Origin of the sequence: Pseudomonas sp. IT-P4 (assembly GCF_949767755.1) — a bacterium.
Classification (GTDB): domain Bacteria; phylum Pseudomonadota; class Gammaproteobacteria; order Pseudomonadales; family Pseudomonadaceae; genus Aquipseudomonas; species Aquipseudomonas monachiensis.
Window position 1 is genome coordinate 583,122 of record NZ_CATKPX010000023.1, and the last position, 22,900, is coordinate 606,021.

20 protein-coding genes are annotated in these 22,900 nt (G+C 59.5%); 8 read left to right on the top strand and 12 right to left on the bottom strand.

Annotated elements, in window-relative coordinates; translation table 11 throughout:
- Positions 1-152: 152 nt before the first annotated feature.
- The 5 genes from ACM6IT_RS09230 (at position 153) to ACM6IT_RS09250 (ending at position 4,468) form a co-directional block, all read left to right on the top strand.
- Positions 153-659, top strand: a complete 507-nt coding sequence (locus ACM6IT_RS09230; RefSeq protein ID WP_414917841.1) for an ATP-dependent zinc protease — start codon at positions 153-155, stop codon at positions 657-659.
- 59 nt (positions 660-718) lie between these two features.
- Positions 719-1,399: a two-component system response regulator CreB gene (gene creB, locus ACM6IT_RS09235; protein WP_414913419.1), complete on the top strand. Its 681-nt coding sequence runs from the start codon at positions 719-721 to the stop codon at positions 1,397-1,399.
- Positions 1,399-2,817, top strand: coding sequence for a two-component system sensor histidine kinase CreC (gene creC, locus ACM6IT_RS09240; RefSeq protein ID WP_409078134.1), 1,419 nt, complete (start codon positions 1,399-1,401; stop codon positions 2,815-2,817). Before creB ends, creC begins: the two co-directional genes overlap by 1 nt.
- 95 nt (positions 2,818-2,912) lie before the next feature.
- Complete coding sequence (gene creD / locus ACM6IT_RS09245) at positions 2,913-4,283, top strand: cell envelope integrity protein CreD (RefSeq protein WP_414913418.1); 1,371 nt, start codon at positions 2,913-2,915, stop codon at positions 4,281-4,283.
- Positions 4,280-4,468 carry a hypothetical protein gene (locus ACM6IT_RS09250; protein WP_414917842.1) on the top strand — a complete coding sequence of 63 codons (189 nt, stop codon included), beginning with the start codon at positions 4,280-4,282 and terminating at the stop codon, positions 4,466-4,468. Before creD ends, ACM6IT_RS09250 begins: the two co-directional genes overlap by 4 nt.
- Here the strand turns inward: ACM6IT_RS09250 and ACM6IT_RS09255 are convergent.
- From ACM6IT_RS09255 to ACM6IT_RS09295, 9 genes are all read right to left on the bottom strand, one after another.
- Positions 4,465-5,094, bottom strand: a complete 630-nt coding sequence (locus ACM6IT_RS09255) for a glutathione S-transferase family protein (RefSeq protein ID WP_056726591.1) — start codon at positions 5,092-5,094, stop codon at positions 4,465-4,467. The genes ACM6IT_RS09250 and ACM6IT_RS09255 overlap by 4 nt on opposite strands.
- Before the next feature lie 113 nt (positions 5,095-5,207).
- Positions 5,208-6,506, bottom strand: a complete 1,299-nt coding sequence (locus ACM6IT_RS09260) for an MFS transporter (RefSeq protein ID WP_223541354.1) — start codon at positions 6,504-6,506, stop codon at positions 5,208-5,210.
- A gap of 276 nt (positions 6,507-6,782) precedes the next feature.
- The gene (locus tag ACM6IT_RS09265; RefSeq protein WP_414913415.1) at positions 6,783-6,962 is read right to left on the bottom strand and encodes a hypothetical protein; all 180 of its coding nucleotides are present in this window, start codon (positions 6,960-6,962) and stop codon (positions 6,783-6,785) included.
- Positions 6,959-8,089 carry a PepSY-associated TM helix domain-containing protein gene (locus ACM6IT_RS09270; protein WP_056726682.1) on the bottom strand — a complete coding sequence of 377 codons (1,131 nt, stop codon included), beginning with the start codon at positions 8,087-8,089 and terminating at the stop codon, positions 6,959-6,961. Before ACM6IT_RS09270 ends, ACM6IT_RS09265 begins: the two co-directional genes overlap by 4 nt.
- Before the next feature lie 72 nt (positions 8,090-8,161).
- The gene (locus ACM6IT_RS09275; RefSeq protein ID WP_414917843.1) at positions 8,162-10,606 is read right to left on the bottom strand and encodes a TonB-dependent siderophore receptor; all 2,445 of its coding nucleotides are present in this window, start codon (positions 10,604-10,606) and stop codon (positions 8,162-8,164) included.
- 271 nt (positions 10,607-10,877) lie between these two features.
- Positions 10,878-11,852 (bottom strand): FecR family protein, encoded by a 975-nt coding sequence (locus ACM6IT_RS09280; protein WP_414917844.1) that lies wholly within the window; start codon positions 11,850-11,852, stop codon positions 10,878-10,880.
- Positions 11,849-12,367, bottom strand: coding sequence for an RNA polymerase sigma factor (locus ACM6IT_RS09285; RefSeq protein WP_008048225.1), 519 nt, complete (start codon positions 12,365-12,367; stop codon positions 11,849-11,851). The genes ACM6IT_RS09280 and ACM6IT_RS09285 overlap by 4 nt, the downstream gene beginning before the upstream one ends.
- Positions 12,368-12,574: 207 nt before the next feature.
- Positions 12,575-13,282 (bottom strand): PolC-type DNA polymerase III, encoded by a 708-nt coding sequence (locus ACM6IT_RS09290; RefSeq protein ID WP_414913412.1) that lies wholly within the window; start codon positions 13,280-13,282, stop codon positions 12,575-12,577.
- A complete protein-coding gene (locus ACM6IT_RS09295; RefSeq protein ID WP_414917845.1) occupies positions 13,279-15,219 on the bottom strand; it encodes a putative nucleotidyltransferase substrate binding domain-containing protein in 1,941 nt (646 codons plus the stop codon). The genes ACM6IT_RS09290 and ACM6IT_RS09295 overlap by 4 nt, the downstream gene beginning before the upstream one ends.
- A gap of 253 nt (positions 15,220-15,472) precedes the next feature.
- On the opposite strand from ACM6IT_RS09295, the gene ACM6IT_RS09300 reads away from it, so the two are divergent.
- Positions 15,473-15,931: a response regulator gene (locus tag ACM6IT_RS09300; RefSeq protein WP_056726599.1), complete on the top strand. Its 459-nt coding sequence runs from the start codon at positions 15,473-15,475 to the stop codon at positions 15,929-15,931.
- Between the two features lie 364 nt (positions 15,932-16,295).
- Positions 16,296-17,207 (top strand): EamA family transporter, encoded by a 912-nt coding sequence (locus tag ACM6IT_RS09305; protein WP_414917846.1) that lies wholly within the window; start codon positions 16,296-16,298, stop codon positions 17,205-17,207.
- A gap of 73 nt (positions 17,208-17,280) precedes the next feature.
- Here the strand turns inward: ACM6IT_RS09305 and ACM6IT_RS09310 are convergent, their stop codons facing one another.
- On the bottom strand, positions 17,281-19,458 hold the full coding sequence (locus tag ACM6IT_RS09310) for a malate synthase G (protein ID WP_414913409.1): 2,178 nt from the start codon (positions 19,456-19,458) through the stop codon (positions 17,281-17,283).
- Positions 19,459-20,026: 568 nt separating this feature from the next.
- Here ACM6IT_RS09310 and ACM6IT_RS09315 point away from each other — a divergent pair.
- Positions 20,027-20,545, top strand: coding sequence for a glycine cleavage system protein R (locus ACM6IT_RS09315; RefSeq protein WP_056726602.1), 519 nt, complete (start codon positions 20,027-20,029; stop codon positions 20,543-20,545).
- A 215-nt stretch (positions 20,546-20,760) separates the two neighbouring features.
- Here ACM6IT_RS09315 and rarD read toward each other — a convergent pair whose 3' ends face one another.
- Both rarD and ACM6IT_RS09325 read right to left on the bottom strand, forming a co-directional pair.
- Entirely contained in the window at positions 20,761-21,648 is an 888-nt protein-coding gene (gene rarD / locus ACM6IT_RS09320; protein WP_056726603.1) for an EamA family transporter RarD, read from the bottom strand.
- Positions 21,649-21,820: 172 nt separating this feature from the next.
- Positions 21,821-22,795, bottom strand: coding sequence for a serine/threonine protein kinase (locus tag ACM6IT_RS09325; protein WP_414913408.1), 975 nt, complete (start codon positions 22,793-22,795; stop codon positions 21,821-21,823).
- Positions 22,796-22,900: the final 105 nt, after the last annotated feature.

Below are 22,900 nucleotides of genomic sequence, written 5' to 3' on the forward strand. Positions count from 1 at the left end.
GAAGCGGTTGGGCGCGCCATGATAAGCAGCTTCGGGCGACAGGCCAAATCGGTGCTGACGAATGTTTCACTTTTGGGTCGGTAGGCTTGTGGGAACGTTCAAGCGCACGACGGTCTAAAATCCGACTGTTCACTCTCATGGAAACCCATTACGTGAAATCCCTCCTTGCAGTGCTCTCCCTCATCGCCCTGCCGGTCATGGCCGCCGAGCCGACCCTCTATGGTCGTTACGAATACATCGCGCTGCCGGAAATCGGCGGAAAGGTCCTCAAGGCGAAAATGGACACCGGCGCCCTGACCGCGTCGCTGTCGGCCAAGGACATCGAAACCTTCAAGCGTGACGGCGAAGACTGGGTGCGTTTCCGCCTAGCCACCAAGGAGGCGGGCAATCAGGTCTATGAACACAAGGTCGCACGGGTAAGCAAGATCAAGACCCGTTCCGAAGAGGACGAGGATGACAGCGAAGTGATCGCACCCACCAAGCGTCCGGTGGTCGATCTGGAACTGTGCCTGGGTAACGTCAAGCGCACGGTCGAGGTCAATTTGACGGATCGCAGCAGCTTTAACTATCCACTACTGATTGGTGCCAAGGCGCTGCGTGAATTTGGGGCTGCGGTGAATCCGGCGCGGCGTTTTACCGCGGACAAGCCCGATTGCTGATTGACGGGGTGTGAGGCTTGGGGCACCGTTCGCCCACAACACTGCCGGGCTCGGACGCCATGCCTCATATCCTGATTGTCGAAGACGAAGCGGCCATTGCCGACACCCTGGTTTTCGCCCTGCAAGGCGAGGGCTTCACCACTACATGGCTTAGCCTCGGCGCGGCGGCGCTGGAGCACCAGCGCCAGACTCCGGCGGATCTGATCATTCTCGATATCGGCCTGCCGGACATCAGCGGCTTCGAAACCTGCAAGCAACTGCGGCGTTTCAGCGAAGTGCCAGTGATGTTTCTCAGTGCCCGGGATGGCGAGATCGATCGCGTCGTGGGCCTGGAAATCGGCGCCGACGATTACGTGGTCAAACCGTTCAGCCCTCGGGAAGTAGCGGCGCGGGTCCGGGCGATTCTCAAGCGCATGGCGCCCCGCATAGTGAGCGAACCGTCGACGCCGCTGTTTCGTATCGATAGCGAACGTGTGCAAATCAGTTATCGCGGTCAATTGCTGACCCTGACTCGCCATGAATTCCGTTTGTTGCAATGCCTGCTGGAGCAGCCCGGGCGCGTCTTCAGTCGCGAACAGTTGCTCGATGCCCTGGGCGTGGCCGCCGACGCCGGTTACGAGCGCAGCATCGACAGCCACATCAAGAGCGTGCGCGCCAAGTTGCGACTGGTGAAGGCTGACGCCGAGCCGATCCAGACCCACCGCGGCCTCGGCTATAGCTACAACCCGGGACAAAGCTGATGCCGTTGGGAATCCGGATTTTCCTGGTCTATGCACTGTTCATCGGCTTGACTGGCTACTTTGTGCTCAACACGGTCATGCAAGAGATCCGCCCCGGCGTTCGCCAGTCCACCGAAGAAACCCTGGTCGATACCGCCAACCTGATGGCCGAGATCCTGCGCGACGATTTCAAGGCCGGCAGCCTCAACCAGAACCGCTGGCCGGAACTGCTCAAGGCCTATGGTGAGCGACAGCCCGGAGCGAAAATCTGGGGTTTGCCAAAGAATCAGGTCAATCACCGCATCTACGTCACAGATGCCAAAGGTATCGTCGTGCTGGACTCCAGCGGGGTGGCGGTGGGGCAGGATTACTCGCGCTGGAATGACGTCTACCTGACCCTGCGCGGCGAATACGGCGCTCGCTCCACGCGCAATGACCCGAACGATCCGGGGTCTTCGGTGATGCACGTCGGCGCGCCGATTCGCGACAACGGCCAGATCATCGGCGTGGTCACCGTGGCCAAGCCCAACAGCTCGTTGCAGCCTTATGTGGATCGCACCGAACGCCGGTTGCTGGCGTATGGAGCCGGGCTGATCGGCCTCGGTCTGCTGTTCGGCGCATTGTTGTCCTGGTGGCTGAGCCGTGCCCTGCGAAGATTGACGGCCTACGCCCAAGGCGTCAGTAAAGGCCGGCGGGTTGAAGTGCCGCATTATCGCGGCGGTGAACTCGAGCAGTTGGCCACGGCGGTGGAGCAGATGCGCACGCAGCTTGAAGGCAAGGCCTACGTTGAGCGTTACGTGCACACATTGACCCATGAGCTGAAGAGTCCGCTGGCGGCGATTCGTGGTGCGGCGGAGCTGTTGCAGGGCGAGATGCCTCCGGGACAGCGGCAACGGTTCGTCGGCAACATCGACAGCGAAAGTGCGCGCATGCAGCAGTTGATCGAGCGGCTTTTGAACCTGGCACAGGTTGAGCAGCGCCAAGGGTTGGAGGAGCGGGTGGCGGTGCCATTGGCGGCATTGGTGGATGGCCTGCTGAACGCGCAATCTGCGCAGATCGAAGGTAAACAGTTGCGCGTAGAGCAAACGATTCCATCGGACCTGGTGCTAATCGGCGAGCCATTTCTGCTGCGTCAGGCGTTGGGCAATCTGCTGGACAACGCGCTGGATTTCACCCCTGTTGAAGGCGTGCTGCGATTTACCGCCGAACGGGCAGGCGAGCAGGTCGAGTTCAAGCTTTTCAATCAGGCAGAGCCTATTCCCGACTACGCGCTGCCGCGTTTGAGCGAGCGTTTCTACTCGTTGCCGCGTCCCGACAGTGGGCGCAAAAGTACCGGGCTCGGGCTCAATTTTGTCGAGGAGGTGGTCAAGCTGCATGGCGGCACCCTGAGCATCGGCAATGTCGATGGCGGTGTGCAAGTGACAGTGCACCTGCCATAGGGCCGGGTCCAGTCTCCACAAAGTCTCCACACTCCCTCCATTCATTCCTCACACAGCCAACCCAGACTTTCCCCATCCAAAACAGGGAGAGTCCCATGAACCGTAGCCTGACCCTAAAACTCGGGGCAATTGCCCTGCTGATTCTGTTGTTGCTGGTTCCACTGCTGATGATCAACGGCGTGATTCAGGACCGCCAGCAACTGCGTGACGGTGTGCTCGAAGACATTGCCCGCAGTTCCAGTTACAGCCAGCAATTGAGCGGGCCGCTGATGGTGGTGCCGTATCGCAAGGTGGTGCGTACCTGGAAGACCCGTGAAAAAACCAACGAGCGTTATCAGGAGATCGGCGAAGAGCGCGGTCGACTGTATTTCCTGCCGGAACGCTTCGAGCTCGACGGCCAGGTGCAGACTGAGTTGCGCTCCCGGGGGATTTACCAGGCGCGGCTGTTTCATGCCGACAATCGCATCAGTGGGCATTTTTCGCTGCCGGCGCAGCTCGGTATCAAGGAAGACTTTGCCGATTACCGGTTCGACCAGCCGTTTCTCGCCGTTGGCATCAGCGACATCCGTGGTATCGAAAATGCCTTGAAACTCGAACTCGACGGCCAGAGTCTGGACTTCATTCCCGGAAGTCAGGTCGGATGGCTGGGGGAGGGCGTGCATGTGGCGCTACCGACGCTCAACACAGAGAAGGCCACGGAGCTGGATTTCGGTTTTGACCTGCGCCTGCAAGGCACGGGTGTGTTACAGGTTTTACCGGTGGGTAAAACCAGCACAGTCTCGCTGAGCGCCGACTGGCCTCACCCAAGCTTCATCGGTAACTATCTGCCAGCCCAGCGTAAAGTCACCGATCAGGGATTCTCCGCCAACTGGCAGGCGTCATTCTTCTCTACCAATTTGCAGGAGGCCTTGAACAGTTGCGTCACCGGCGGTGACTGCACAGCCTTTAGCGGCCGCAGCTTCGGCGTGAGCTTCATCGACCCGGTGGACCAGTACCTGAAAAGCGATCGGGCGATCAAATATGCGTTGTTGTTCATCGTCCTGACTTTCGCCGGGTTCTTCCTGTTCGAAGTGCTGAAAAGCCTTGCGGTACACCCGGTGCAATATGCACTGGTAGGTGTGGCGCTGGCATTCTTCTACCTGTTGTTGCTGTCGTTGTCCGAGCACATCGGCTTTGCCCTGGCGTACCTGTTGTCAGCCAGCGGTTGTGTGTTGTTGATCGGGTTCTACGTTTGCCACGTGTTGCGCAGCGTGCGACACGGGCTGAGCTTTTCCGCGGGATTGGCGGCGTTGTATGGACTGCTCTACGGGTTATTGAGTGCAGAGGACTACGCGCTATTGATGGGCTCGTTGCTGCTGTTTGGTTTGTTGGGTGTGTTCATGGTGCTGACCCGCAAGCTGGACTGGTATGGGGTTGGGCAAAAAACGCCAAAACCATTGGACTTCGATATTGGAGCGGTGCAATGAGCCGGTCGGTGGGGCTGCGCGAGGACCAGCGCTGGAGCGAGGAGCTGGCGACGCGGATTTTGCAGTGGTTGCCGGATGAACCGCGTTGGTATTTTCGCGAGCAGGCTCGCTCCCACATGGGACCGCAGTCAAAGGTGGGAGCGAGCCTGCTCGCGAAGGGGGCGACGCAGTCAGCGAAGATCTAAACCTTCGGTATCGTCGCAATCATCGAAGGCCGCTGGCTCACCTCGAAATACCACGCTGCAAGTTGAGGATTCACTGTGCGCCAGTCCAGATCCGGATGGCGCAGGTCCAGGTAACCCAGTGCACAGGCCACGCTGATCGCGGCCACGTCGAAGTGGCAGGTCAGCTCGGCAATCGCGTCCTTTTCCAGCAATGCCAGGGCGCGACGGATTTTGTCGCGCTGGCCGTCGAGCCATTCGTCCCAGTGTTTTTCCGGGGCGCGCAGGGCGGTTTCGTAGCGCACCAGCACGGCCGCGTCCATGACCCCGTCGGCCAGTGAGGCGAGGGTAAGACGACGCCAACGGGCTGAACCTTCACGGGGGATCAGCGGGTTGCCGACGTGCTGGTGGTCGAGGTAGTCGAGGATGACCCGGCTGTCGTGGATGATGTTGCCGTCGGCCAGGCGCAGGGCCGGGATTTTGCTCAGGGGGTTGTCTTCGATCAGGGTCAGGTCCGGGTTGACCGGTGTGAGTACGCTGGATTGCAACGCCACGCGGTTCTGCTGGCCGGTTTCGTGGAGCAGCACCATGACTTTGCGAACGAAGGGAGAGAGCGGGTTGTGGTACAGGGTCATGCTCGGGGCGGACATGGCTGTGTCTCGATCGGTGGCAGTGTCGGGCAGCATAGCGTGTTGGGGGGATAGCTCAAGATGGCAAACACCTTTGTAGGAGCGAGCAGGCTCGCTCCTACAGGTTTTGTGTTTTAGCTCGCGGGTTGCAGCGTTTGATCAGCGGCAGGCCCCGAAACTATCTTCGGCTTGATCTCACGGGCAACGGTCCAGACGATGAACGCGGCAACGATGTCGAAAATCGCCAGTACCACGAACAGCGGGCTGTAGCCGATCCTGGTCACCATCACGCCAAACACCAGGGTGAACGCAGCTGCGCCCAGGTAGCCAAACATGCCGCCCATGCCGGTGGCGGTGGCCACTTCGTTTTTGCCGAAGGAGTCGGAGGTGATCGCATACAGCGCACCGGACAGGGTCTGGTGCGCGAAGCCGCCGATGCACAACAACGCGATGGCTGTGTACGGGCTGGCCACCAGGCCAATGCACGCAGGGCCGATCATGCACGAGGCGCCGAACAGCAGGACCATTTTGCGCGAGGTGAACAACGACACGTTGCAGTACTTGTGGAAGAACGGGCTCAGGTAACCGCCGAGCACGCAGCCGAGGTCGGCGGCGAGGAACGGCAGCCAGGCGAACATTGCGATCTCTTTGATGTTCATGTGCCGCTCGGTCATCAGGTACAGCGGAATCCATGCGTTGAAGGTCTGCCAGGCTGGCTCGGAGAGCATGCGCGCGCTGGCGATGGCGTAGAAGTTGCGGTTGCCGATGATCTTTTTCCAGCTGCCTTTTTTCGTCGCCGGGTCTTTGAAGTGTGCTTCCTGACCGCTGAGGATGTAGTCGCGCTCTTCGTCGCTCAGGCGCTTCTGGTCCCGTGGGTGCTTGTAGAGAACCATCCACAGGAAGGTCCAGGCCACGCCCAGGCCGCCCACGATCAGGAACGCCAGTTCCCAGCCGCTGTGCAGGATCGCCCAGACCACCAGCGGCGGCGCCAGCACGGCACCAATCGACGAGCCAATGTTGAACCAGCCAATGGCCACCGAGCGTTCTTTGGCCGGGAACCATTCAGTGGAAGTCTTGACCGCCGCCGGCAACCCCGCCGCTTCGGTCAGGCCAAGCAGGCCGCGGACAAAGGCCAGGCCCTGCCAGCCGGTCGCCAGGGCCGCCAGGGCGCAGGCAATCGACCAGGCGAAGGCGAAAATCGCGAAGCCCATTTTGGTGCCGATGGCATCGATGATGTAGCCCGCCACCGGTTGCATCAGCGCATAGCACACCTGCCATGCGACGACGATGTGCGAGTACTGCTCGGTGGAGATGTTCATTTCGCTCATCAGGGTCGGAGCGGCCACTGATAGGGTATTGCGAGCCAGGTAGTTGACCATCAGGCCGGCCGTCACCAGACCGACCATCCACCAGCGGATGCCTTTGACTTTCATCACTTCACCATCATTTTTTTGGATTTATTTTTGGTGCTGCATCTGTTGTAGGTTGTCGTACAACATGCGTCTTTATAGGAGTGCAAGGGTAAAACTGTCAACAGATATGTCAGAGGATTTGCAGGGGGAGGCGACGGATGGACGAGGGGTGTCGTCGTATGACTGGGCAGGATTTCCCCTGTGGGAGCGGGCTTGCTCGCGAAAGCGGTGGGTCAGCAATATAGAGGCTGGCTGACACTCCGCCTTCGCGAGCAAGCCCGCTCCCACAAAAGGGGATCAGCGGCGTTGCAGGAGGCCGCGCAGGGCAAGAGCGGCGGGGACACCTAGCCCCACCCAACTCAACGAATCCCAAACACCATCCCCGAGCAACGCGGCAAACAACCCCGCCGCGCTGAGCACCGCGATGACGGTCGGAATGGCAAACACTTTCCAGAAGTTCGACTGCCGGGGTTTCATGCCACGCTCTCCGCTTTTTCCAGCACCGGCCTGGCGACCTTGCGCCGAACCACCCACAGGTAGACCCCGCTGCCGAGCACGATGATGGTCAGCACATCGAGGGTCGCCCAGAGTATCTGCATCGGCATGCCGCCGTAGTCACCGAAGTGCAGCGGTTGTGACATGCCCATGACGTCCATGTACCACGGGCGTTCGACCACCGCGGTGACTTGCAGGGTGCTGGCATCGATCAGTACCGGCGTCAGCAGGTGCGAGGTCAGGTGCGTGCTGCCCTTCATGAACACTGCGTAATGATGCTCACTGGAAAAGCGCGTGCCGGGGAAGGCGATGAAGTCCGGTTGCATGCCCGGTGCGGCTTCCCTGGCGATATCGAGCAATCGGTTGGCGGGCGCCAGTTGTGTCAGCGGTGGTGCATCCCGATAGGGCGCGATCATCGCGGTCAGCGTGTCGTTGCGCCATGCGGCAATCAGCAGGTCCGCGCAGGCACTGACGACGCCCGTCACGCCGACCACCAGCGCCCAGGTCAGGGTCACGACGCCGATCAGGTTATGCAGGTCAAGCCAGCGCAGGCGGGTGGATTTGTCCTGGCGCACGGTGGCGAATTTCAAGCGGCGCATGAACGGCAGGTACAGCACCGTACCGGAGACAATCGCTATCACGAACAGAATCCCCATGAACGCCAGCAACAGCTTGCCAGGCAGCCCGGCGAACATGTCCACGTGCAGGCGCAGCATGACCATCATGAAACCGCCGTTGGCCGATGGCGTCTCCAGCGCTTCGCCGGTACGGGCGTCGAGCATGAAGGTGTGGGACGAATTCGGCTCGGTGCCCGCCGTCGCGGCCATGATGGTCAGCACCGCGTTGGGCTCATCGTCCTCGAAGCCGAAATACTGCATGACTTCACCGGGGCGATGCTTCTCGGCGGTCTCCACCAGCTGCTGCAAATTCAGGTGCGGGGTGTCCGCCGGCATTTCCTTCACTTCAGGCGCATCGCCCAGCAAGTGGTCGATCTCGTGGTGAAAGATCAACGGCAGGCCGGTCAGTGCCAGCAGTAACAGGAACACCGTACAAATCAGGCTGGTCCAGGTATGAACAGCGGACCAGCGGCGAATCGTTTTACTTTTCATTTCAAAGCCTTCAGAAAAACCAAAGCCGCCCACGAAGGACGGCCTGGTCATTGGGCGTGTCAGCTCAAAGCGTTACCACTTGTAGGTTGCACTTGCGACGACACTGCGCTGGTCGCCGTAGTAGCAGTAGTAGCTGTCGCAAGTCGAGATGTAGTCCTTGTCGAACAGGTTGGTCGCGTTAACGGCCAGCGAAGCGCCTTTGAGGCTGTTGTCCAGGCGACCGAGGTCGTAGTGAACCACTGCGTCGAACACCGTGTAGGCGTCGGCCTTGCCCAGCCAGGTGTTGGCCTGGTCTCCATAGGTATTGCCGGTATAGCGCGCACCGGCACCGATGCCGAAGCCGTCCAGCACGCCGTTGTGCCAGGTGTAGTCGCCCCACACCGACGCTTGCTGGTTAGGCATCAGTTGCAGGCGATTGCCCTTGTAGATGCCCTCTTGCACTTCGGATTTGGCCAGGGTGTAGGCAGCGGTGACCTTGAGGTTTTCGGTCACGTCGGAAACGGCTTCCAGCTCCAGGCCTTTGACTTTCACTTCGCCGGTCTGGCTGGTGACTGTCACGTTGCCCACGTTGTTGGTGACGGAAACGTTTTTCTGGGTCAGGTCATACACAGCCGCCGTCAGCAGGGTGTTGCTGCCCGGTGGCTGGTACTTGATCCCCAGTTCCCATTGCTTGCCCTCGGTCGGCTTGAACGACTCGGTCGGCGAGGCGACGGCATTGCTGGTCGGCTGGAACGATTCGGCGTAGGACAGGTAGGGTACGAAGCCCGAGTCGAACACGTAGCTGATCGCCGCGTTGCCGCTGAAGTTCTTGTCGCGCTCGGTGTTGGTGGCATCGCCCTTGTTGAAGAACGTGGTTCCGGTGTGGACCCAGTCTTCACGACCGCCGAGGGTCAGGCGCCATTGGCCGAGGGCCATCTGGTCCTGGATGTACAGGCCGGTCTGCTGGGTCTTTTGTTCGTAGTCGTAGAACGCCGTGGAGCGTGGCGGACGGGTTATCGGCAAACCATAGATCGGGTCGTTGACGTTGATGCCCGGCGCGGTGCCGAAGATCGAGAGGTAGTTGGTGGTGTTGCGCTGGTGATCCAGGCCGATCAGCAAGGTGTGACTGACGTCGCCGGTGACGAAGTCGCCCTGGAGGTTGTTGTCCACGGCGAACTGTGCGATGTCTTCGTCGACATTAGTGGTGCCGCGGCCGGTGTTGCCTTGATCGTCAACGAAAAACCCGAGATCGGCAAAGTCGGGGTTGTAGCTATTGACGGTCACGGCCTGGAACGACAGCTCCGACTTGGTGTAGCGCAGGTTCTGCCGGAACTGCCAGACATCGTTCAGGCGGTGTTCGAAGGCATAACCCAGCGCGTAGTAGGTGCGGTCGTAGTAGTCGTAGTCCGGGTCACCCAGGTTCTTGTGGTGGGAGATATCGCCGAACGGCATGTCGATCTTGGTGCCCTGGATCGGATAGAACTGACTGGTGATACCGGTATCGTCACGGGTGAACTGCGTGAGCAGGGTGAACCTGGTGTCTTCGTCGATGTTCCAGGTCAGGCTGGGCGCGATGTTGTAGCGCTTGTCATCGATGTGGTCGATGGGCGTGCCGCCGTCGCGCAGCACGCCGCTGAGGCTGTACAGGAACTGGCCTTCTTCATCGATTTTGCCAGTGCTGGCGAAGTTGATCTGGCGATGATTGTCGCTGCCGTATTGCAGCTGGATCTCGCTGCTGGCTTCAGCGCTTGGGCGACGGCTGACCATGTCCAGCAGGCCGCCCGGCGGGGTCTGTCCGTACACCGAGGAAGCCGGACCGCGCAGCAGCGCCAGTCGGTCGAGGTTCCAGGTTTCCTGTTTCGGGTTGGAGTACACACCTTTTGGCAGTGGCAGGCCGTCGAGGAATTGAGTCGGCTCGAACCCCCGCACGCGCAACCAGTCGGCGCGGGTGTCGCTGCCGAAGCTGCTGGAGGTGATGCCCGGCAAGTAGCGCACGGCATCGTCGAGGGTGTGCGCGTTGCGGTCGTCCATCTGCTCTCGAGTGACGACCGAAATCGAACGCGGCGCCTCGACCAGCGCGGTGTCGGTCTTGGTGCCGGCGGCGGTGCGCTTGGCCAGGTAGCCCTGTACCGGGCCCCAGGCGCTTTCAGTGTCTTGCACGCCGATCACGCTGGTGGCCGGCAGGTCCATCACCCCTTCTGGCACGGCCACCAGGGTATAGGTGCCCGCACTGCTCTGCTCCAGTTGCAGGCCGGTGCCACGCAGGGCTTCGCGCAGGGCGTCGGGGGCGTCGAACTGGCCTTTGACCGGCGCCGAGGTCTTGCCCGCCGCCAGGGATGGATTCAATGACAGGGCCAGACCGGCCTGGCTGGCAATCTGGTTCAGGGTGTTGACCAGTGGCGCGGCCGGCAGGTTGTAGGCGCGGACGCTGGACGTCTGTTCAGCGGCGACCAGTTGGCTGCTGGCCAACGGGGTACAAAGGGCAATGGCGACCGCCAGCAAACTGCGGCGCAACAGGGAGTCTAGCGAACGAGGCATACAGCGGCTCCTGAATGGAAACATTTCTCAATTGCCTGTGTGCCGAACGAAAATAAAAAAGTGATAGGGCTGGATGAAAATAATTTCGATTCAGCTATCCAGTTGCGGCCAAAGTACTTTCGGGATGCGCTTCTGTGGCGAGGGAGCTTGCTCCTGTTCGGCTGCGAAGCAGTCGTAAAGTCAGCAAGTGCGTTTTAACTGGAAAGTACAGGGGGCCGCTTCGCGACCCAGCGGGAGCAAGCTCCCTCGCCACAGGGGGCTGTGTGGCGGTTCAGGGCTTGGTATCAGCCTTGGCCACGACCTTCACCCACCATTGCGTGTGCTGTTCGATCTGCACCGGCAGGGTCGGCAACAGGGCGTTGAGTGCCAGGTCGGTGTCGCGTAGCGGGAAGCTGCCGGTGATGCGCAGGTCGGCCACTTCAGGGGCGACCCCGACGTAACCGTTTCGATAGCGGCCGATTTCATGCACCAAATCTTCCAGCCGCGTGTTGTCCACCACCAGCATGCCGCGGGCCCAGGCATCCGCGCCGAGGTTGACGGCCAGAATCGGGCCCAGGCCGTTGTTGCGGATCAGCACCTGCTGGCCTTCGTGCAGAATCTGTTCGTCCGGGGTGGATTCAGGGTGAACCGCCACCGCCGACTGCAATACGCTCAGGCGCGTTCCGTCCTCCTCACGCTTGACCAGAAACCGCGTTCCCAGCGCACGCATGCTGCCTTCACGGGTTTCGACGATGAACGGCCGGGGATCGCCATGGCCGGTTTCGACCAGGATTTCGCCTTCCTGAAGCACAACGCGCCGCTGTTTTTCATCGAAACGCACATCCAGTGCGCTGTGGGTGTTGAGATTGATCAGCGTGCCGTCAGCCAGACGCAGGGTGCGCTGCTCGCCAACGGCGGTGCGCTGGTCGGCCAGCCAATAGTCGATCGGCAGGTAACGATCCCCGGCGAACAGGGCCAGGCCGATCATGGCAACGATACTGGCGAAACCGTTGCCAAGCTTGCGCACTCGCCGGCGGATGCCTTCGCGCGATTGCAGCAAGGCCGTGCGGGCCGGGCCGCTGGCCACGCTGAAACGCTGGTCGAGCATACCCAACTGGCGCCAGGCGCGGGCGTGCTCTTCGTGGGCCGCGTGCCACTTGGCGAACTCTTCACGTTCTATCGGGTTGGCGCAGTCCATGGACAACTGCCAGGCAATCGCCGCGTCCAGCACGTTGGCCGATACCGGTTTGGAACCGAGCGGATTCATGTCGGCTCACCATACAGCGCGATGTAGCACTGGCGAATGCCTTGAGCCAGGTACTGGCGCACCCGCGGCACCGATACACCGAGGCGCTCGGCGATTTCTGCATGGCCGAGGCCGTCGAGACGGTTGTAGAGGAACGCCGCCCGGGCCTTGCTGGAAAGCTTGCCGAGCAGGCGGTCGATGTTTTTCAGGTCTTCGAGGATCATTTGCTGTTCTTCCACCGACGGTTGTTCGGCTTCGGGAATCAGCATCAGCTCGGTGAGGTAGGCCTGTTCCAGCGCGGCACGGCGGAAATAATCGAACAGCAGGCCCTTGGCGATCGCCACCAGGAACGCCCGGGGCTCGCGCGGTACCTTCAGCTCTTCACGGCCCAGCAAACGCACGAAAGTGTCCTGGCTCAGGTCTTCGGCCCGCTGCGGGCAGGCGACGTTGCGTCGAAGCCAGGCCAATAGCCAACCGCGATGGTCGCGATATAACGCACCGACGAGCTCACTTTGGGGGCTTGGGACTGACGACACGCCGCATCACCGATTGGGAAGTATTAACTAACGAGAACTGTTCGCGATTGTGGCAGAGGCGAGGGAGGTAAGCAATTGGCGTTGGTCGGGCGGTTAGTGCTGGCGCAAAACCCCGTAGGAGCTGCCGAAGGCTGCGATCTTTTGATCTTGAAGAATCAAAATCAAAAGATCGCAGCCTTCGGCAGCTCCTACAGTGACAAATTGCTATTAGAAGGACGGCGCCTGCTGCCGGCGTTTCCACTGATTCAAGCGCTGTTGCAGGTTCAACGGGCTGTGAATCTGCTGCTGTCGCGCACGGCTGAACAGGATCATCATCAGTTCGGCGGTGGCCAGGGCGTCGGCGCTGGCGTGGTGGCGCTCGAAGACTTCGAGCTTGAACCAGTCGATCCAGTCGTCCAGCCCGGCCTCGCGAATGTGCGCCTGGGGACATAGCAGCGGCGCAATATCCGCCACATCCAGAAACGGATGCTGCAATTTGAAACCCAGGTGATCTTTCAATGCACGGCCGAGCATGTGCTGGTCAAACGGCGCGTGGAAGGCCAGTACCGGACTGTCCCCGATGTACTCCATCAGGTCGAGCAGTGCTTCTGCCGGTTCGCTGCCCGCCGCAATGGCGCTGGGGCCAATGCCATGTATCAGCACGCTGGGGCCGAGTTTCACTTGCGGATATTGCAGGGTGCGTTCGAACATTTGGCGAAAGTCGATGGCCCCGTCCTCGATCACCACCGCGCCGATGGACACCACGTGGTCCTTGTTCAGGTTCAAGCCGGTGGTTTCCAGATCGAGCACCACCCAGCGCTGTTCGCGCAGGCTGGACTCAGTCAGGTCGGCCGCCGTAGGTAATTGCTCCAGCCGATGTTGCAGGTCGGCGGGCAGGGTGAGGCTCGGCGGGCGCAGCCACGAAAACAGGCTCATAACTGATACCGCAAGGCCAGGCTGCTTTGCAGGCGTTGTGCCTGGCGCAGGGACTCACGCAGGATGCGTCGGTCCAGATGATTGAGGCTGTCGGGATCGACCCGATTCGAGTAAGGAAAATTCTCCCGGGTCTGTAGTTGGTGTTGCTGCATGCGGGTTTGCTGGATGAAGTGATAGGCCTCTTCGTACGCGGCGCCGTCCAGGGGATCGATGATCTCCTTGTCGACCAACTGGCGAAAGCGCTCCAGCGTGTTGTTCGCTTCGATACCGTGGACCAGGGCCAGCAACCGGGCGCCGTCGACAAAGGGTGCCAGGCCCTGGGTCTTCAGGTCCAGGGTGGCCTTCTCGCCATTTTTGCGCGCCAGCACGAAGTCGCGGAAACGTCCTACGGGCGGTCGATTGCGCAGCGCATTCTCGGCCATCATGCGCTGGAACAAACGGTTGTCGCCGACCTGTTCGAGAATGCCCCGACGCAACTGCTCACAGCCTTGCTCGCTGCCCCAGACCACGCGCAAATCGAAATAAATGCTCGAACCCAGCAGGTTTTCCGGGGTTGCCTCGCGGATAAACGCCGCAAAGCGCCGTGCCCATTCGGCGCGGGACAGGCACAGTTCGGGGTTACTGGCCATGATATTGCCCTTGCACAAGGTGAAGCCGCACAGCGCCAGGCTCTGGTTGATCTGCTGGGCAATGGGCAACAGCTTGCCGCGAATCTCGGCGGCTTGTGCCGCGTCGCTGGCTTCGAACAGAATGCCGTTGTCCTGATCGGTGTGCAGGGTCTGCTCGCGACGGCCTTCGCTGCCGAAACACAGCCAGCTGAACGGCACACCGGGGTCGCCTTTTTCGGCGAGGGTCAGTTCGATCACCCGGCACACGGTGTGGTCGTTGAGCAAGGTGATGATGTGGGTGATCTGCGTCGAAGACGCGCCGTGGGCCAGCATGCGCTCGACCAGTTGACCGATTTCGCCCCGCAGCGCCACCAGGTTTTCCACTTTCTGGGCATTGCGGATAGTGCGCGCCAGGTGCACCAGGTCGACCCGTTGCAGGGAAAACAGGTCGCGCTCGGAAACCACGCCGCACAAGCGCTGGTCCTTGACCAGGCAGACATGGGCGATGTGACGCTCGGTCATGGCAATCGCCGCGTCGAATGCACTGTGATCCGGCGACAGGAAGAACGGCGCCCGGGTCATGTGCCCTTCGATGGCTTCGTTGAAATCACTGCTGCCGTTGGCTACGGTCTGACGCAGGTCGCGCAGGGTGAAAATCCCCAGTGGCGCCTTGTGTTCGTCGACCACCACGATGCTGCCGACCTGTTGTTCGTGCATCAACGTCACGGCTTCGCGCAATGGTGTCTGCGGGGTGCATGTCACCGGGTGGCGCATAGCCAACTCGCCCAGACGGGTATTGAGCGAATACTGGGTGCCGAGGGTTTCCACGGCTTTTTGCTGCACTTGTTGGTTGACCTGATCCAGCAGACTGCTGACGCAGCGCAGGGCGAAGTTGCGGAAAGTGTCCGATAGCGAAAACAGGCGGATGAACGCCGGCTTGTTCAGTTGCAGGCAGAAGGTGTCTTCGCCAGCCAGGTGCTCGGTGCGGGTCGCCCGTTCACCCAGCAACGCCGCGAGGGGGAAACACTCGCCGGTGGTGATCTCGAAGACCGTTTCGGTGCCACCTTTTGCCGTATGCGGACGCTCGCCCACGACCCGGCCTTGCTTGACGATATAGAAGTGCTCGACCGGCCCGTCGGCGGGTTTGATGATGCTCTCGCCCGGGGCATAAAAACGCAGTTGACATTGCTCGACCAGATACGCCAGGTGAGCGTGTTCCATCTGGTTGAAGGGCGGGAAGCGCTGAAGGAATTGCAACGTGCCCTGGATGTTCTGCAACACCGCGGTTTTCCCTGCCTGTGTGAAGGCGTCCGCTTTACTCATAACCATTACCGCAGTCTTTTTTGAATTGTTGTGGTCGGGTGACATGGACATGGTCGACCCCTACGGTCGGGGTGCCCATTGGACGTAAGTCTAGGTAGGCGGTTAGCGCCCTGAAATGTCGGAAGAAGCCTACGCAAGTGTGCGAAAAACCTCTCTGCTCCCCTATTGGAAAATTATCTGCCGGAGTGCACATTGGTGGTCAGCTTAGCGATGTCTCTTAACTGTGCTAGGGAATTGAATTGAACATGTAGAGAACGCCATGTCCGACCACGATATTTTGAGCGACGCCGAGCGCGAAGCGCTAAGTGCCGTCATGCTGGAGCCTGACCTGCCGCTGCAACGAGTGCTGATCGTCGACGACGATAAAGACGCCCGGGAACTGCTGTCAGAGATCCTCGCGTTGGAGGGCATCAACTGCATAACGGCGGCCAGCGGAGAAGCGGCACTCAAGATGCTGGTGACCGAGGCTGAGATCAAAAAAACCTCGATCGGTTTAATGATCACCGACTTGCGAATGGGCCACATTGACGGTCTGGAACTGATTCGTCAGGTACGCGAATCGGTAAGGGCGGCATTGCCGATCATCATTGTCTCGGGTGACGCCGACGTGAAGGATGCGATCGCCGCGATGCATATGAGCGTGGTGGATTTTTTGCTCAAGCCGATTGATGCCAGCCATCTGGTGACACTGGTAAAACGCGAGCTGGGCATTAAGTAACTCAAGCCTGTAATTATTAATTATAGGCTTGAGTTGTTTTGTTGGTTTTTACTTGTAATTGAATTTATCTAACTTGCCCGCGAAAAAGCTACTCACAAATAGCTTGTTTTTTCTTCCTGTGTTTCAGTTATCGTTCAGTTCTTGAGGGCTAATGCAGGCATTTATTTGATGTCGCGCTTGGTTCAATAAAATCTGTCGTAGCACTATCCAGGTTGCCAGTTTGACTCTTAAATGTTAGCGGCTTGAGTATGCCGATGGCAGTCGTGTATTCAGGCTTCGGCTAATTCCTGTGGATAAAACTCCGGTAAAGGTCAGGTCATTACTCTTCCTGGATTGTGTGGCTGTGTATCACAATGAGGACGATATGATAAAGAAAATGGAGTTTCGCGATCTTGTACTTGTTATCGGTGTTACAGTGATGTGGGGTAGCAATTTTACGGTAATTGGTATCAGTCTTGACGGTATCGATCCCTTCATATTGACAGCATTGCGTTTTGCTTTCTGTGCATTACCGTTGGTGTTTTTCCTCCCCAAACCCAAGGGTATCAGCACATTTGTAACTATCGTCTACGGTTTGTTGTTTGGTATCGGAATGTGCTGGCTGATGAACTATGGCATGTTTCTTGGCGTCAGTGCCGGCGTGACATCTTTGCTCTTGCAATTCAGTGCTTTTTTCACAGTCATCTGGGGAGTACTTCTGTTTGGCGAGAAAATGACGGTAATACAGGTGGCTGGCATTCTCATGGCGTTGGTTGGACTGATGTTTATTATTCATGTAACGGACGACGATGCCGAAAGCTTTGGACTTTTTCTGGTATTGCTCGGCGCATTATTCTGGAGTCTTTGCAATGTGTTGGTCAAGAGAAGCAAAGTTGTTGATATATTTTCCTTTGTCGTTTGGTCGAGTCTGTATGCAACACCTCCTCTATATCTGATGACTTACTGGGTCAAAGGCGCAGCCCCTTTCCAGTCGTTGCTAACGGACATGACCGCTCCGGTGTTGGCATCTGTCCTGTTTCAGGCCTATGTGGCGACGGTATTCGGGTATTGGGTGTGGAACCGAATGATTGAGAAGTATCCGGCGAGCCAGGTTGCACCATTGTCAGTGATTGTTCCGATATCGGGCATCTTGACCTCGTGGCATGTACTCGACGAACCCATTGGTGGCGAAAAGCTGTTTGCTCTCGTAATCACGGTCCTCGGAATTGCCTTGTTCATGAATGCGTCGAGAATAGGCCATTGCATCGCTGCAAACGCGTTGCGTTACAGGAGGTAGCCCTGCATTTGCTGGAAGTTGAAACAAAAATCCCCCGGTTTTTCAACCGGGGGATTGCTGTGAAGACAGCTGGTTACAACCCGTTCTTCGCCTTGAACTCGCGACGACGACGGTGCAGGACCGGCTCGGTGTAGCCGTTCGGCTGCTTCGTGCCTTCGACCACCAGTTCAACCGCCGCCTGAAAGGCAATGTTGCTGTCGAAGTTCGGGGCCAGCGGGCGGTACAGCGCGTCGCCGGCGTTCTGACGGTCAACCACCGGCGCCATGCGCTTGAGGCTTTCCATGACCTGGTCTTCGGTGACGATGCCATGGCGCAGCCAGTTGGCGATGTGCTGGCTGGAAATACGCAGCGTGGCACGGTCTTCCATCAGGCCGACGTCGTTGATGTCCGGCACTTTCGAACAGCCGACGCCCTGGTCGATCCAGCGCACTACGTAACCGAGAATGCCCTGGGAGTTGTTGTCCAGTTCGTTCTTGATCTGTTCGGCGGTCCACTGCGGGTTCACCGCCAGCGGGATGGTCAGGATGTCGTCCACCGAAGCGTGGGCACGCTTGGCCAGTTCGGCCTGACGGGCGAACACGTCAACTTTGTGGTAGTGCAGCGCGTGCAGCGCAGCAGCGGTCGGCGATGGTACCCAGGCGGTGTTGGCACCGGCCATCGGGTGAGCGATTTTCTGTTCGAGCATCGCCGCCATCAGGTCAGGCATGGCCCACATGCCTTTACCGATCTGTGCGCGACCTTGCAGGCCGGTGCTCAGACCGATATCGACGTTGGAGTTCTCGTAGGCACCGATCCATTTTTCCGCCTTCATGTCCGCCTTGCGCACCATCGGGCCGGCTTCCATGGAGGTGTGGATTTCGTCGCCGGTGCGGTCGAGGAAACCGGTGTTGATGAACACCACACGCTCGCTCGCCGCCTTGATGCAGGCCTTGAGGTTGATCGTGGTACGACGCTCCTCGTCCATGATCCCGACTTTGAGGGTGTTGCGCGGCAGGCCCAGCACGTCTTCGATGCGACCGAACAGCTCGTTGGTGAACGCCGCTTCTTCCGGGCCGTGCATCTTCGGCTTGACGATGTAGATCGAGCCGGTGCGGGTGTTTTTGCGCGAAGTGTTGCCGTTCAGGTTGTGCATCGATGCCAGGCAAGTCACCAAGCCATCGAGAATGCCTTCCGGCACTTCGTTACCGTCTTTGTCCAGGATCGCATCGATGGTCATCAGGTGACCGACGTTGCGCACGAACAGCAACGAACGACCGTGCAGGCTCAGTTCACTGCCATCGACAGCGGTGTAGGTGCGGTCGGCGTTCATGGTACGGGTAAAGGTCTGACCGCCCTTGGCGACGTTTTCCGACAGATCGCCCTTCATCAGGCCGAGCCAGTTGCGGTAGATCACCACTTTGTCATCGGCGTCGACGGCGGCAACCGAGTCTTCGCAGTCCATGATGGTGGTCAGCGCGGCTTCCATCAGGATGTCTTTGACGCCGGCCGCGTCGGTCTGGCCGACCGGGGTGCTGGCGTCGACCTGGATTTCGAAATGCAGGCCGTTGTTTTTCAGCAGGATCGCGGTCGGTGCAGAGGCATTGCCCTGGAAACCGATCAGTTGTGCGTCGTTGCGCAGGCCGGTGTTGCTGCCGCCTTTAAGGGCGACCACCAGTTTGCCGTCAACGATCTTGTAGCCGGTGGAATCGACGTGGGAGCCGGCCGCCAATGGCGCCGCTTCGTCGAGGAAGGCACGGGCGAAGGCGATGACCTTGTCGCCGCGAACTTTGTTGTAGCCTTTGCCTTTTTCCGCGCCGTCAGCTTCGCTGATGGCGTCGGTGCCGTAGAGCGCGTCATACAGCGAACCCCAACGGGCGTTCGAGGCATTGAGGGCGAAACGGGCATTCATCACCGGCACCACGAGTTGCGGGCCGGCCATGCGGGCGATTTCTTCGTCGACGTTTTGCGTCGTTGCCTGGAAATCGGCCGCTTCTGGCAGCAGATAACCGATCTCTTGCAGGAAGGCTTTATAGGCCACGGCGTCATGCGCTTGACCGGCACGGGATTGGTGCCAGCCATCGATGCGAGCCTGGAAATCATCGCGTTTGGCGAGTAGGGCTTTGTTCTTCGGCGCCAGGTCATGAATGACCTTGTCGGCACCGGCCCAGAACTGATCGGCGGTGAGGCCGGTTCCGGGAATGGCTTCGTTGTTCACGAAGTCGAACAGGACTTTGGCGACCTGCAGGCCACCGACTTGAACGTGTTCAGTCATTGCTTGCCTCACTCTGCTCAGCTATTTCGCTTTTCAGCTCTTCAATTTAACAATGAAGCCTTTGGCCATTTAAACCACAAACCCCTCTACCAGTACATGCCCATGACAGGCGGCTGGGTTGGGACCAATCAACGGCTTGGGGCCTTGCTGACAGGGCTTTCAGGGTTGCGAACGTGCCTGCGGCAGACATCGATCCAACGTTATGTAGTGCTCGCTGCGGCATACTACATGATGAATTGCGGTTGTGAAAATTAGACTAATTACGTCGTTCTGCGACCCCATGACGCATTGCGGTCACGTCGGGGAGCGTGATGTTCTCAAAAAACCATTGGATTGTTCCAGCTAAATATCAAAAGTTGTACACGATTTGTTGGGTCGGTCAGATCGTCGGTGCCTTCATTCGCGAGCAAGCCCGCTCCCACAAGGACAGCGCATGACCCTGTGGGAGCGGGCTTGCCCGTGAAGAGGCCAGTCGATACACCTTTGATTTCGGATCTGCCCAGGCACCATCCAACCCTTGCCTATACTTGGTTCTCTATAACAAAAGTCATGACAAGAGGGCTGTGCCATGGACCACCTCGTACTCACTGTTTTTGCTCCGGACAAACCCGGGCAAGTCGAGCGCATTGCCCAATGCATTGCCGAGCACGGCGGCAACTGGCTGGAAAGCCGCATGTCGCGTATGGCGGGACAATTCGCCGGGATTCTTCGGGTGGGGGTGCCGGCCGAGGCCTACGACGAACTGGTCGATGCCTTGCAGAGCTTGTCCGCTCATGGCATTCGCGTATTGATCGCAGAAAGCGGTATCGAACAATCCTGCACCTGGAAACCGATTGCCATGGAACTGGTGGGCAATGATCGCCCGGGGATCGTGCGTGACATCACGCGCTTGCTGAGCGAGCAGGGGGTGAATCTGGAACGGCTGGTCACCGAAGTGCGTCCGGCACCAATGAGCAGCGAGCCGCTGTTCCATGCCGAAGCGATTCTCGCGGTCCCGCTGACGCTGTCGCTGGACGTACTGCAATCGCGCCTGGAAACCCTGGCTGACGACCTGATGGTCGAGTTGGTGCTGCGCAGTGAACCCTGATCAGGTTATCCAAGTTAAACGTGCACCGGCCTGTGGATAACCTGTAGAGACACCTCGCCAGGCCACGCCGACCGGGGGTTTTCAGGTTCTGATCAAAAAACCAGCAGTTTCAGATACTTGCGCACAAACGGCGGGGATCACGCTGTGGATAACCTTGGGAAGGAATGATGCAGGCCACGGAAGACGTGGCCTGCAGGCTTTTGTGCGTTTTTTGATCAGCTGCGGCGGCGCAAACTTATCCACGCATCGATGCTGTAAACCGCCAGGCCGGCCCAGATAAACATGAACGCTACCAAGGTGCTGGACGACAGGTGTTCGCCAAACAGCAGGACTGCTTGCAGCAGCACCAGTGTCGGGGCCAGATACTGGAGAAAGCCCAGTGTCGTGTAGGGCAAATGCCTTGCAGCAGCGTTGAAACAGACCAGCGGCACCAGCGTGATCGGGCCGGCGGCGACCAGCCACCAAGCCTGGGACGTGGTCCAGAATTCGGCCTGGGCGCTGCTGGCCGTCGGATTGAGCAGCAACCAGCCAAGTGCAATCGGCACTAGCATCCAGGTTTCCACCACCAGCCCCGGCAGCGCCTTGACGGGCGCCTGCTTGCGAATCAGGCCATAGAAACCGAAGGTCAGTGCCAGCACCAGCGACACCCATGGCAGGCTGCCGACTTGCCAGACCTGTTGCGCCACACCGACAGCCGCCAGACCGACGGCAATCCATTGCATGCGCCGCAGCCGTTCGCCAAGAATCAGCATGCCCAGCAACACGTTCACCAAGGGGTTGATGTAGTAACCGAGGCTGGCCTCCAGCATGCGTCCGTTGTTCACCGACCAGACGTAGGTCAGCCAGTTGGCTGCGATCAGCGCACCGCTCAGGGCCAGGATCGCCAGCCGCTGCGGGTTTTCTCGCAGTTCGCGCCACCAGCCGGGATGCTTCCAGACCATCAGCAACAAGGCGCCGAACAGCGCCGACCACAGTACCCGGTGAATGATGATTTCCACGGCGGGCACACTGGCGATGGCTTTGAAGTAGAGGGGGAAAAGTCCCCAGATGATGTAGGCACTCAGGCCTAGAATGTACCCGCGACGCGGGTTGGCGGCTTGCATGCAGAATCCTTGCTTAGGCAGCTAACAAAGAAGGGATTGTAAGGTGGTTGTATAGATGTGTCGTGTCAGAAAAAAGATCGCAGCCTTCGGCAGCTCCTACAGAGAAAACATATTCGCCCTGTAGGAGCTGCCGAAGGCTCGGGCCGCGTTCGGACGATCTTTTGATTTTCGATTAAAACAGCTTCAACGGCTCTTCGTTGAGCGCCGCCAATTGCTCGCGCAACGCCAACACCTGATCCCCCCAATACCGTTCGGTACCGAACCAAGGGAAACTGCGGGGGAAGGCCGGGTCTTCCCAGCGGCGGGCGAGCCAGGCGCTGTAGTGCATCAGGCGCAAGGCGCGCAGCGGTTCGATCAAGGCCAGTTCACGGGGGTTGAAGTCGTGGAACTCGTTGTAGCCGTCCATCAGTTCCGACAACTGGCTCAGGCAATCCTGACGGTCGCCGGCGAGCATCATCCAGATGTCCTGCACCGCCGGGCCCATGCGGCAGTCGTCGAGGTCGACGATATGGAACATCTCGTCACGGCACATCATGTTGCCGGGGTGGCAGTCACCGTGCATGCGGATGTTCTGGTGCGACGTGTTGCTGTAGGCATCTTCCACACGCTTGAGCAGATCGCGGGCCACCGATTCGTAGGCCGGTAGCAGGCTGCGGGGGATGAAGTTGCCATCGAGCAACGTGGCCAGCGAGTCATGGCCGAAGTTCTTTACCGCCAGCGCTTCACGGTGCTCGAACGGCCGAGTCGAGCCGACCGCATGCAGGCGTCCGAGCAACTGGCCCAGGCGATACAACTGGTCGAGGTTGCCCGGTTCCGGTGCGCGGCCGCCACGACGGGGGAACAGGGTGAAGCGGAATCCTTTGTGTTCGTGCAGGGTTTCACCGTTGTGGATCAACGGCGCCACGACCGGCACCTCGCAGTCGGCGAGTTCGGCGGTGAACTGGTGCTCTTCCAGAATCGCTTCGTTGCTCCAGCGTTGCGGCCGGTAGAACTTGGCGATCAGCGGCTCGGCGTCTTCGATACCGACCTGATAGACGCGGTTCTCGTAGCTGTTGAGGGCCAGGATGCGCGCGTCGCTGAGAAAGCCGATGCTTTCAACGGCATCGAGCACGAGGTCTGGGGTGAGGGTTTCAAACGGGTGGGCCATGCTGACTCCTGCGCGCAGCAGGCTGCTGCGTCCGGCCAGGCATGGTAGCGCAGACGGCGCGGTTTTAGTGGTTGGACTGAGATGTGTGGTGTCTGGGCTGACGCC

Excerpts from the sequence above, each read along its gene's own strand:
- ACM6IT_RS09275 (WP_414917843.1), bottom strand. The coding sequence starts at position 10,606 with ATGCCTCGTTCGCTAGACTCCCTGTTGCGCCGCAGTTTGCTGGCGGTC.
- ACM6IT_RS09315 (WP_056726602.1), top strand. The coding sequence starts at position 20,027 with ATGGACCACCTCGTACTCACTGTTTTTGCTCCGGACAAACCCGGGCAA.
- ACM6IT_RS09270 (WP_056726682.1), bottom strand. The coding sequence starts at position 8,089 with ATGAAAAGTAAAACGATTCGCCGCTGGTCCGCTGTTCATACCTGGACC.
- ACM6IT_RS09310 (WP_414913409.1), bottom strand. The coding sequence starts at position 19,458 with ATGACTGAACACGTTCAAGTCGGTGGCCTGCAGGTCGCCAAAGTCCTG.
- ACM6IT_RS09255 (WP_056726591.1), bottom strand. The coding sequence starts at position 5,094 with ATGTCCGCCCCGAGCATGACCCTGTACCACAACCCGCTCTCTCCCTTC.
- ACM6IT_RS09305 (WP_414917846.1), top strand. The coding sequence starts at position 16,296 with ATGATAAAGAAAATGGAGTTTCGCGATCTTGTACTTGTTATCGGTGTT.
- ACM6IT_RS09300 (WP_056726599.1), top strand. The coding sequence starts at position 15,473 with ATGTCCGACCACGATATTTTGAGCGACGCCGAGCGCGAAGCGCTAAGT.
- creC (WP_409078134.1), top strand. The coding sequence starts at position 1,399 with ATGCCGTTGGGAATCCGGATTTTCCTGGTCTATGCACTGTTCATCGGC.
- ACM6IT_RS09265 (WP_414913415.1), bottom strand. The coding sequence starts at position 6,962 with ATGAAACCCCGGCAGTCGAACTTCTGGAAAGTGTTTGCCATTCCGACC.
- ACM6IT_RS09280 (WP_414917844.1), bottom strand. The coding sequence starts at position 11,852 with ATGAATCCGCTCGGTTCCAAACCGGTATCGGCCAACGTGCTGGACGCG.
- ACM6IT_RS09260 (WP_223541354.1), bottom strand. The coding sequence starts at position 6,506 with ATGAAAGTCAAAGGCATCCGCTGGTGGATGGTCGGTCTGGTGACGGCC.
- ACM6IT_RS09325 (WP_414913408.1), bottom strand. The coding sequence starts at position 22,795 with ATGGCCCACCCGTTTGAAACCCTCACCCCAGACCTCGTGCTCGATGCC.
- ACM6IT_RS09295 (WP_414917845.1), bottom strand. The coding sequence starts at position 15,219 with ATGGTTATGAGTAAAGCGGACGCCTTCACACAGGCAGGGAAAACCGCG.
- ACM6IT_RS09290 (WP_414913412.1), bottom strand. The coding sequence starts at position 13,282 with ATGAGCCTGTTTTCGTGGCTGCGCCCGCCGAGCCTCACCCTGCCCGCC.
- ACM6IT_RS09250 (WP_414917842.1), top strand. The coding sequence starts at position 4,280 with ATGAGCCGGTCGGTGGGGCTGCGCGAGGACCAGCGCTGGAGCGAGGAG.
- rarD (WP_056726603.1), bottom strand. The coding sequence starts at position 21,648 with ATGCAAGCCGCCAACCCGCGTCGCGGGTACATTCTAGGCCTGAGTGCC.
- creB (WP_414913419.1), top strand. The coding sequence starts at position 719 with ATGCCTCATATCCTGATTGTCGAAGACGAAGCGGCCATTGCCGACACC.
- creD (WP_414913418.1), top strand. The coding sequence starts at position 2,913 with ATGAACCGTAGCCTGACCCTAAAACTCGGGGCAATTGCCCTGCTGATT.